This window comes from Streptococcus sp. A11 (assembly GCF_043674225.1).
GTDB classification, from domain to species: Bacteria; Bacillota; Bacilli; order Lactobacillales; family Streptococcaceae; genus Streptococcus; species Streptococcus suis_V.
The window spans coordinates 54,048-63,837 of record NZ_JBIMJS010000014.1 but is presented as its reverse complement, the minus strand read 5'-3'; the positions used below and the strand labels follow the sequence as shown (position 1 = coordinate 63,837).

The following is a 9,790-nucleotide window of genomic DNA, read 5'->3' as shown; positions in this document are numbered from 1 at the left end:
CTAGCTCCTAGTAAAGCTTAACAAATGGATAACTTCAAAATCACCTTTTTGGTCTCACATCATTGACAAAGGTACAATATGCTTTATTTTTTCTTGTCCAAAGCGACAAAAACAGCCAACAAAAGTTAGCTGTTCAAAACTTCTACCAAATAATCACGCGCTCTGCCTCGTCGCGCCACATGCCGTCACCTTCTTTGGTTCCAAAGGTTTCGTGGAACTCTGCGAAGTTTGGCAACTGGATGTTGGTGCGTAGGTGACCTGGTGCGTGGACATCGACACTCGCCAACATCTGCATGAACTCAGGACGGGCCTTCATTCGCCAGATGCGAGCAAAGTTAGTGAAGAATTCCTCTGCGGAGAAGTCATCTTCTGACTTGGCTGCTTCTAGGGCTGCCGCAATCCCACCAAGGTCGGCAATGTTTTCTGACACGGTCAATTTACCATTGATTTTGGCACCGTAGGAATCCTGACCTTCAAACTGGTCGATGACCTGCTGGGTACGGGCCTCAAAGGCTGCATAATCTTCCTCTGTCCACCAGTTATTCAAGCTACCATGCTCATCAAAGGAAGCACCGTTTGAATCAAAGGCATGGGAGATCTCGTGGGCAATAACGGCACCGATACCGCCGTAGTTAGCTGATGAAGACTGCTCCAGAGAGTAGAATGGCGCCTGCAAAATGGCCGCTGGAAAGACAATCAAGTTCTTCTGTGGATTGTAGTAGGCGTTGACCATATGAGCTGGCATGCCCCACTCCTTAATGTCCACAGGCTTGTTCCACTTGCTCCAACCATGAGCAATGTCAATCTTGTTTAGTTCGATGGCATTTTCCACCAAGGACTTGCCTGGGTCAACAAGCTTCTTATAATAACGCTCTGGCAAGGCTTCTGGGTAGCCGATATAAGGCTTGATGACATTGAGTTTGACAATGGCCTTGTCACGCGTTTCCTGAGCCAGCCAGTCTGCCGTTTCCAAACGAGATTTGTAGACCTCAATCATCTTGGCAACTTTTGCTTCCACATCAGCTTTTGCTTCTGGTGAGAATTTCTCTCCAGCATACCAAAGACCGAGGGCTTGGTTAAAGTAACCTTGTGCCAGATTGTAGGCCGCCTTTTCTTGGTTTTGAGCCTGCGGTGTGCCAGAAAGAGCACGGCTATAAGCGCCAGCTAGGATACGAATCTCATCTGACAGGAAGGCTGTATAGGCGCCAGCCGCTTTCAAAATCAAGGTCGCCTTCAAAAGCTCCCAATTATCCGCACTGTAAATGTCCTTGGCAGCCTGCCAGAAACGTTCCTCAGGCACGATAATCTTGTCTGGCGTTTGACCTAAAATCGCTGTGAAGAAATCATCCAAAGGCAACTCTGGTGCCAAGGCAGTAAACTCTGTCCACTCATACGGGTGATAGAGTTTTGCATACTCAGAACCTTCTTCATTTGAAAGAACATACTCGGCAATCTTAGCATCCAATTCCAAACGCTTGTCCAAGAGGTCCTTGATTTCCTCATCGCTAAAACCAAATTTTGGCAAGAGGGCTTCTTGGCTCTCTCTCCACGTTTTGAGCAATTCTGCTCCTTTTTCATGCCCTTCCTCATAGTAGGTCGTATCTGGCAGGATAATACCTAGAGAATCTGCCCAGAGAACATTGGTGGTCGCATCCATAAAGTCAGGTGCTACGCCAAATGGCATAAGATTTGGCTTGCCAGCTAACTCATATTCTGCCAACTTGCTGGTAAATTCTTCGAAAGAGTTAAGTGCCTTGTACTCTGCAATCAAGGCCTGGGCAGGTTCTGCACCCAAACGGTCACGGGTTTCATAGTCAGCCACTTGCTTGTGGAAGGCTACAAAGTTTTGCAAAACGCTATCTTCTGGGACATTTTCTCCCACCAACCATGCGTTTGTCGTGTCAATCATGAGTTTTTCAATCTCGTCCGCTAGGTCTGAAAAACCCCCAGTTCTTGGCTTATCATCTGGAATGACGGCTGTTTTTGCCCATTCACCATTGACGTATTCGTAAAAATCATCTTGTAAACGTGTCATTATTTTCTCCTTTGCTTGTGTGATTACTTACTATAATAACAAAAAAGTCTGACAATTTCATTTGCCAAACTAAATTTTTAGGGCATTTTTTAGGAAAAAGCTGACGCAGACTGTCAGAAGCCCCATGACCGAACAGGTTCCAGACATGGTCAGGTCAAGCCAGCTGGCAAGACCAAAGCCTAGAACAATCATCAGAATGGCGCAGCATTGCCCCAAAACTAAAAACTGACAGAAATGCTTCGACCAAGGTAAGGCTGCCATACTGGGTGCTAGTAAGAAAACAATGACCGCCATAGAGCCGACCGCTTCAAAGGACGAGACCGTTGTCAAGGAAACCAGAAAAATCAACCCCAACTCCAGTCTTTTGGTGGCAATCCCTTGAAGTTTTGCCTGCTCCTTGTCCAAGAGATAGAGGGTCAGAGCTTGAAAATTCAAGAAAAAGAAGACCAGCAAGACCAGTAAGAGCCCGACAGACTTGACCAAGGCCAAGGGTAGCGACAGGCCAAAGAGGTCCAGCCTGTTAAGAGGGGCAAAGAGCACCTCGCCCATCAGGACCATATCCAAGTCCAGATGGACATTGCGAGCAAAGAGGGAGATGAGAATAACTGCTAGGGCAAAGAAAAAGGTAAAGAGCAAGCCCGTCGCCGCATCCTGAGCCAACTTGCGAGTGTGTAGCCCCTCAATCGCTAGAACTGTCAGTAGACCAAAAACCGCCGCCCCAAACAGTAGCAGGGGGGAATCTAGACTGTAACTGACAAAGAAGCCCAGTACTATCCCCAACAGAACCGAGTGGGACAGGGCATCTGCCAGCATGGCCTGATTGCGCACCACCAAGACAGACCCAATCAAGCCACAAGAAGTACCAACAGCCAGTAAAATCAATAAGACCTCAAGCACCTGCATTCTCCTTTCTGATATAGGTCACATAAGCAAAAGCCACTAAAGAGGACAAACTCAAGCAAACAATAATAGCCGGCCCAGTCGATAACCCTGTCACCACTGAACTCACATAACTTCCAAGTAGGGCTGAAAATCCAGCAATTCCTGCTGCTAATGCCAAGGTCTGGCCATAGGACTTTCCTAGAAGCAAGCCAAAGACAGCCGGTGCTATCAAGAAACTACTCATCAGGATAGCCCCAACCACCTTCAAACCAACCGCAATCAAACTCATCATCAGAAACAGGGTCAGACGGTCAATCGTTTCCACAGGAATACCCACTAGCTTGGCAAATTGTCGATCAAACAGATAGAGTTTAAGCGACTGGTAGTGCCAGCCAAATAAGAACAGGCCAAGCAAGGCAACCAAGCAAATGAGCAGGACATCATCCAACTGCATAAAGGCTGCCTGACCAAAGACATAGTTTTCCAAACCCGCCTGGGCTGTTCCTTGAAAGGCAGCATTTCCCTGAACATACTGTTTGAGGACCAAGCCCAGTCCAAAGAAGGCCGCTGAAACCAGAGCCAAGGCATTGACCCGACTGGTCCGCCCCCTTCGACAGAGCCAGCTAACCAAGCCGTAGGACAGGTAGCCCGAACCCACCGCTCCAAGCAACAGAAGCAAGGGCTGGCGTGATTGAAAGACCATATAGGACAGGATAATGCCAGGATAGGCCGCATGTCCCAAGCTATCTCCGATTAAACTTTGCCTGGTCAAAACACTGATGGTTCCGATCTGACTAGCCGCCAGAGCCAAGACCAGAGTTCCCAGTGCCACAGTCCAAAAAGAATAGTCCTGCATAAGCTCAAGCATGACCAAGCCCCTCCTTTAGAAAGAAGGCTGGTTCCTGACCATAGGCAGCCTGATAGGCTTGCAGCAGATCCACCTGATCCATTGGTCCCTCCGCTACCAAGCGACCATTGACCCAGATGACGTGGTCAAAGTACTTTTCCAAGGTTAAAAGGTCATGGTGGATAACCAGAGAGGTCTTGCCTTCTTGCTGGAACTTCTTCAAACAGTCCATGATGACTTGCTCTGTCACCTGATCAATTCCTGCCAAGGGTTCATCCATCATATAGAGTTCGGCTTCCTGAGCCAAGGCTCTAGCTAGAAAGACCCGTTGCCGCTGACCACCAGATAGTTGGTCAATCTGCCGATTGCGTAAATCGCTGATCTTCATCTCTTCCAGAGCCTGCTCTGCCTTTTCCTTATCCAAGGAACTTGGTCGACGGAAGAAACCACTGGTATGGGCAAACCGCCCCATCAGGACAATATCCAGAACCCTTGCAGGAAACTGCCAGTTGACCTGACTGGCTTGGGGAATATAGGCAACATTTTTTTGAATAACTTGGTCCAGTTTCTCTGACTGACCCAGTAGTGAAACCTTGCCACTTACCCCCTTCTCCAATCCCAAAATCGCCTTAAACAAGCTAGATTTCCCTGCACCATTTGGTCCGACCAAGGCTGCACGACAACCCTTGGGCAGCTGAAAACTGACCTGATCTAGAGCCTTGACCTGTCCTGCACCATAGTGCAAGGACAAGTCTTCAACTCTCAGTATTTCTTCCATTCTTCCAACCTTTCTTACTGCAAATGCTCCACAATTAACTGGACATTGTGCTTGTACATATCGATAAATGTCGCTCCCTCTTCCCCTTCTGGCGCTAGGGAATCTGAGAATAGCTCCTTGCCTTCACCGCTTACAATCGCTACCTGACCACCCTTGGCCTTGACAGCTTCCTGCAATTTTTCCATGCGTTCTGGACTGGTTGTTGACTCGGTGAAGATAGCCTTGATACCATGTTCTAAAATCATATTGACCGTTTCAATCATATCGCTGTTGGCAACTTCAGAATCGGTGCTAATGCCCTGCGGTGCATAGAGAGTAAAGTCATAGCTGGCTGCGAAGTAGTTAAAGGCATCATGAGGGGTGACTAGGTAACGGCTCTCAGCAGGCAGGACACTCAGCTCTTTTTCAATCCAAGTATGCAAGTCATCCAACTGAGCTAAGTAGCTTTCCGTATTTTTCTGAATCTGCTCTGCTTTTTCCGGAAGAAGTTTTTGCAACTCCTCAGAAGCTACCGCTACTGCTGATTTATAGAGGGGGATGGAAAACCAGAAGTGAGGGTCCACAATCTGCTGGCCATCCTCATCCATCGTATTCAAGTCTTTTGCATTAAAGTTCTTAGACACTGCTACACCCGTCTTTTCCAAGGCTTCCACCATCTTGCCCTCAAAGTGCAAACCGTGGTAGAGAACAAGATCTGCTTGCTGCAACTTGGACAGGTCGCTGGTCTTGGCAACATAGAGATGCGGGTCTTCCCCCGCTGGAATCAATAGGTCCCGCTCCACCTCATCTCCTGCCAGCTGGTAGACCATGTCATTGAGGAAAGAGGTCGTGACCGCCACTCGCGGCTTGCTGGAAGCCTCTGGGCTTTGCGTTGAACGACAGGCTCCTAGCCCGATAAGGGATAATAGCAGAGCCAAACTAAGAATTAGTTTTTTCATGATAGGTTCTCCTTTGTATTTTGTTAGGTATGCTTAACTTTAGTTTTAATATATATTAAAAAATTCTTTCTGTCAATGATTTTTATAAAATTTTGGTATACTATTCTTACTAGAAAGTGAGAGAATATGACACCAAACAAAGAAGATTACCTGAAAGTTATCTATGAACTCGGACAGACTGAACAAAAAATCACCAATAAGCAGATTGCTGAAAAGATGAATTTTTCCGCCCCAGCCGTTTCCGAAATGCTGAAAAAAATGGTAACGGAAGAGCTGATTGAAAAAGATAAAACAGCAGGTTACATCCTCAGCCAAGTCGCCTTGGAAATGGTGGCCAACCTCTACCGCAAGCACCGCCTGATAGAAGTCTTTTTAGTTGAACAGCTGGGCTATTCCCCTGAACAAGTCCATGAAGAAGCTGAAATTTTGGAGCACACCGTTTCAGACCATTTTATCAACCAACTGGACAAACTGCTGGGCTATCCCCAAACCTGCCCACACGGTGGCAGTATTCCTAAAGAAAACCAGTTGCTTGTGGAACGCTACCAGACCCGACTGTCTCAGCTGACAGAAACCGGCTCCTACCAACTGGTTCGTATCCATGACTTCTACCAGCTGCTCCAATACCTGGAACAACATGAGTTAGCTGTCGGCGATCAACTACTTGTGACAGCCTTCGACCAGTTTGCCCAGACCATCACCATCCAGTACAAGGACAAAGAACTGGCAATACCTGTAACCATCGCCCAAGAATTATTCGTAGAAAAGACTAATCGCCCAGCCTAAACAAGCTGAGCGATTATTTTTTTCTCACATTACGGAAAATAGATTTGGCTGCCAAAAACAGTTGCCCACATACATACACTAACCCAAGTAGGAAACCTATATAAAAACAGCCCAATAGAAAGTGAGGGTTATAGGTTAAAGGCTGCAAGACAAACATGAGAATCCCTACCAAGCCCCACCGCATGCCCCAGGTCATCTTTCTCTGGATAATCCACTCCAGCCAATCTTCTCCAACTGAACTTCTGGTTTCCAGATACTCTTGATTAAGGTCTTGAAAAAATTTTCTCATATTTCTGCTCCCTCATCCTATCTTCAAAACATACACTAGCACTTTGTGACAAGATTATTATAGCACATTGTTTTCAAATAATAGTCGAATGAAGGGCTTTCAGACAAGGAACTGAGGCGCAGGCTGTACTAGAGTACGGCAAGTCGAAAGTGACGATGCATCAAAGCTAATTCAAATGACTAAACCAACACTGTCGAAAAAACCAGCCTACTCGGACTGGTTTTCTTGGAGTCGCTCTTTAAGGCGACGACGGTATAAAATCTGCGAAGGAATGAAATAGAGAAAACTTGCCAGAATAATCCAGCGTTTGTCAATTCCACTAAAGTAAATCACCAAAATCAAGGTAAATGCTACCACTAGGTAGAAAAAATGATTGGTCAGTAAGTTTTTCATGGCACACCTCCACATCTAATTCACTCTTAGTATATCAAAACAGACACAAAAAGTATAGACGACTAGCGATTTTTGGTATCTAACACAATGGTCACCGGACCATCATTGACTAGACTGACCGCCATGTCCGCCCCAAAAACGCCCACTTCAACCGGTACATAGGCTGACAGAGCCTGGTTAAAGGCATCATAGAGTTGGCTGGCTAGGGCAGGAGCTGCCGCTCCTGTAAAGGCAGGGCGATTACCTTTTTTTGTATCCGCAAAGAGAGTAAATTGGGAAATGGATAAAATCTTGCCCGCCACATCTTGGACAGACTTGTTCATCTTGCCATTCTCATCGGAAAATATCCGCATATTAACAATTTTGCGAACAGCATAATCTAGATCGTCCTGGCTGTCATCTGGCCCCACACCTACTAGGAGCAAAAGTCCCTGATCAATTTGCCCATGAATACTTCCTTCGATGGTCACACTGGCCTGTGATACACGTTGTAATACAATTTTCATCTATCCATTGGTCCTTTTCACTGAGTAAACTTCTGGCACCGACTTAATCTTGTCCACCAGACTGGTCAAGGTTGCCAGGTTGGAAATACCAAAGGAAACGTGGATGGTCGCAAACTTCATATCCTTGGTTGGCTGGGCATTGACCGAGGAAATGTTCTTGCTAGCATTGGTCAAGACCTTGAGGACATCGTTGAGCAGACCAGAGCGATTGAGCCCATAAATGTCGATATTGGCCATGTATTCCTTGGTTGAATTATCATCCTCTTCCCAACCGACATCAATCAGTCGTTGCTCCACATTTTCCTGGCTCTTGAGGTTCATACAATCCACCCGGTGGACAGCTACCCCACGCCCCTTGGTAATGTAGCCGACAATCTCATCACCAGGTACCGGATTACAGCACTTGGCAATCCGGATGAGGAGACCGGATGCCCCCTCGATAACCACACCACCCTCGTGACGGATTTTGAGACTGTCTTTCTTATTATCATGCTTGACTTCGCCACCGTTGACCAATTCGTCCGCGACAGCCTTGGCTTTGGCGCGCTCAGCCTCACGGCGTTCTTTCTCTGTCAGGCGATTAAAGACGGACACGGCAGAGATTTCCCCAAAACCAACCGCTGCATATAAGGCTTCATCCGTTTTGTAGCTGGTCTTTTGCAGGACTTCGTCCATGTGGCGACGGTCCAAGTATTGGTTGGGAACGTAGCCATTTTCTTGGAGGAGATTCTGGAGCATCTCACGCCCCTTGGAGACGGAAAGTTCCTTGTCCTGATTCTTGAAGAACTGCTTGATTTTATTGCGGGCCTTGTGAGTCTTTACAAGATTGACCCAGTCACGACTTGGACCGAATGAGTTGGCAGAAGTGATGATTTCCACCTGGTCACCTGTCTTGAGCTTGGTCGTCAGAGGCACCATACGGCCGTTGACCTTGGCACCTGTCGCCCGCTCGCCGACCTTGGTATGAATCTCATAAGCGAAGTCAATGGGCACGGAGTCCTTAGGCAACTCACGCACAGCACCATCTGGCGTAAAGACGTAAATCCGCTCGGTGAAGATGTCCTCTTTGACCGAATCAACGAAGGATTGGGCATCTCCTGCCCCTTCTTGAAGTTCAATCAGATTGTTGATCCAACGCAGCTCTTTTTCAGAAGCAGTTGCCTTGCCACCACGTTTGTAGGCCCAGTGAGCCGCCACCCCGTACTCTGCTACCTGATGCATTTCCACCGTCCGAATTTGGAACTCGATCGGACCTTTTGGTCCATAGACTGTCGTATGGATGGACTGGTAGCCATTGGCTTTTGGACTGGCAATGTAGTCCTTGAAACGACCCGGCATCGGCTTCCATAATTCATGGATGTAGCCAAGCATGGCATAGACATCACTTGGTGTATCCATCAAGCAACGGATAGCAGTCAAGTCGTATAGCTCATCAAAGCGTTTTTTCTTGTCATGCATCTTCCGATAAATAGAGTAGATATGCTTGGGACGACCATAGATTTGACCGTGAAGGTGGCGCTCCTCTGTGTATTCTCTCAACTTGTCGACGACTTCATTGACCAACTCTTCCCGTTCACGACGTTTTTCCCTCATCATGTGGGTAATCTTGTAGAACTCAACTTCATTGAGGTAACGGAAAGACATGTCTTCCAATTCCCACTTGATAGAAGAAATACCTAGACGGTGGGCAAGCGGTGCATAGATTTCCATTGTTTCACGTGAAATCCGTTCCTGCTTGTCCTTACGCAAGTGCTTAAGGGTCCGCATGTTGTGAAGGCGGTCTGCCAGTTTAACCAGAATGACCCGCATGTCTTGGGACATGGCAATCAGCATGTTGCGGTGATTTTCAGCCAACTGCTCCTCATGAGATTTGTACTCGACCTTACCTAACTTGGTCACCCCACCGACAATATGGCGAACCTCTGGTCCAAATTCCGCTTCCATCTCATCCAAGGTAACTTCCGTATCCTCAACCACATCATGCAAGAATCCGCAAGCTACGGTTACCGCATCTAGCTTGAGCCCTGCCAAAATCCCTGCTACTTGGATGGGGTGGACAATGTAGGGCTCACCTGACTTGCGAAACTGTGGTTTGTGTGCCTCGGTCGCGAAATCCAAGGCCTTCTGAACAAAAGCAACATCTTCGGCCGGAAGGTAGGTAGCTGTTAGCCCAACAACCTCTTCTCCTGTAAAATTGATTTCTTTCATTTACTTCTCTCCCTAGCTATTTCCTATTATTTTACCATTTTCATAGGAAAAGAGGAAGAAATCAGATACATTCCTAACTGTCCGCCACAAACGAACGAATTATTTTCTTAATTTAAAAGTTAATGTTT

10 protein-coding genes are annotated in these 9,790 nt (G+C 47.0%); 1 reads left to right on the top strand and 9 read right to left on the bottom strand.

From position 1 onward, the window contains the following. Positions 1-142 precede the first annotated feature (142 nt). The 5 genes from ACHBIF_RS08740 to ACHBIF_RS08720 all read right to left on the bottom strand — a co-directional run bounded on the left by ACHBIF_RS08740 (position 143) and on the right by ACHBIF_RS08720 (position 5,480). Entirely contained in the window at positions 143-2,035 is a 1,893-nt protein-coding gene (locus ACHBIF_RS08740) for a M13 family metallopeptidase (protein ID WP_394719961.1), read from the bottom strand. A 69-nt stretch (positions 2,036-2,104) separates the two neighbouring features. Then, complete coding sequence (locus ACHBIF_RS08735) at positions 2,105-2,932, bottom strand: metal ABC transporter permease (RefSeq protein WP_394719959.1); 828 nt, start codon at positions 2,930-2,932, stop codon at positions 2,105-2,107. After that, positions 2,925-3,785, bottom strand: coding sequence for a metal ABC transporter permease (locus ACHBIF_RS08730; protein WP_394719957.1), 861 nt, complete (start codon positions 3,783-3,785; stop codon positions 2,925-2,927). The genes ACHBIF_RS08735 and ACHBIF_RS08730 overlap by 8 nt, the downstream gene beginning before the upstream one ends. Continuing rightward, the gene (locus tag ACHBIF_RS08725) at positions 3,778-4,542 is read right to left on the bottom strand and encodes a metal ABC transporter ATP-binding protein (protein ID WP_394719955.1); all 765 of its coding nucleotides are present in this window, start codon (positions 4,540-4,542) and stop codon (positions 3,778-3,780) included. Before ACHBIF_RS08725 ends, ACHBIF_RS08730 begins: the two co-directional genes overlap by 8 nt. 14 nt (positions 4,543-4,556) lie before the next feature. Then, the gene (locus ACHBIF_RS08720; RefSeq protein WP_394719953.1) at positions 4,557-5,480 is read right to left on the bottom strand and encodes a metal ABC transporter solute-binding protein, Zn/Mn family; all 924 of its coding nucleotides are present in this window, start codon (positions 5,478-5,480) and stop codon (positions 4,557-4,559) included. A 126-nt stretch (positions 5,481-5,606) separates the two neighbouring features. Between ACHBIF_RS08720 and ACHBIF_RS08715 the strand changes: the two genes are divergently transcribed. After that, positions 5,607-6,266 (top strand): metal-dependent transcriptional regulator, encoded by a 660-nt coding sequence (locus tag ACHBIF_RS08715; RefSeq protein ID WP_394719951.1) that lies wholly within the window; start codon positions 5,607-5,609, stop codon positions 6,264-6,266. Positions 6,267-6,279: 13 nt separating this feature from the next. On the opposite strand, the gene ACHBIF_RS08710 is transcribed toward ACHBIF_RS08715, so the two are convergent. The 4 genes from ACHBIF_RS08710 to ACHBIF_RS08695 all read right to left on the bottom strand — a co-directional run bounded on the left by ACHBIF_RS08710 (position 6,280) and on the right by ACHBIF_RS08695 (position 9,662). Next, entirely contained in the window at positions 6,280-6,555 is a 276-nt protein-coding gene (locus ACHBIF_RS08710) for a hypothetical protein (protein WP_105111034.1), read from the bottom strand. Between the two features lie 207 nt (positions 6,556-6,762). Continuing rightward, a complete protein-coding gene (locus ACHBIF_RS08705; protein ID WP_172059522.1) occupies positions 6,763-6,948 on the bottom strand; it encodes a hypothetical protein in 186 nt (61 codons plus the stop codon). Between the two features lie 62 nt (positions 6,949-7,010). Beyond that, the gene (dtd, locus tag ACHBIF_RS08700; RefSeq protein WP_172059523.1) at positions 7,011-7,454 is read right to left on the bottom strand and encodes a D-aminoacyl-tRNA deacylase; all 444 of its coding nucleotides are present in this window, start codon (positions 7,452-7,454) and stop codon (positions 7,011-7,013) included. Then, entirely contained in the window at positions 7,455-9,662 is a 2,208-nt protein-coding gene (locus ACHBIF_RS08695; protein ID WP_172059524.1) for a RelA/SpoT family protein, read from the bottom strand. Positions 9,663-9,790: the final 128 nt, after the last annotated feature.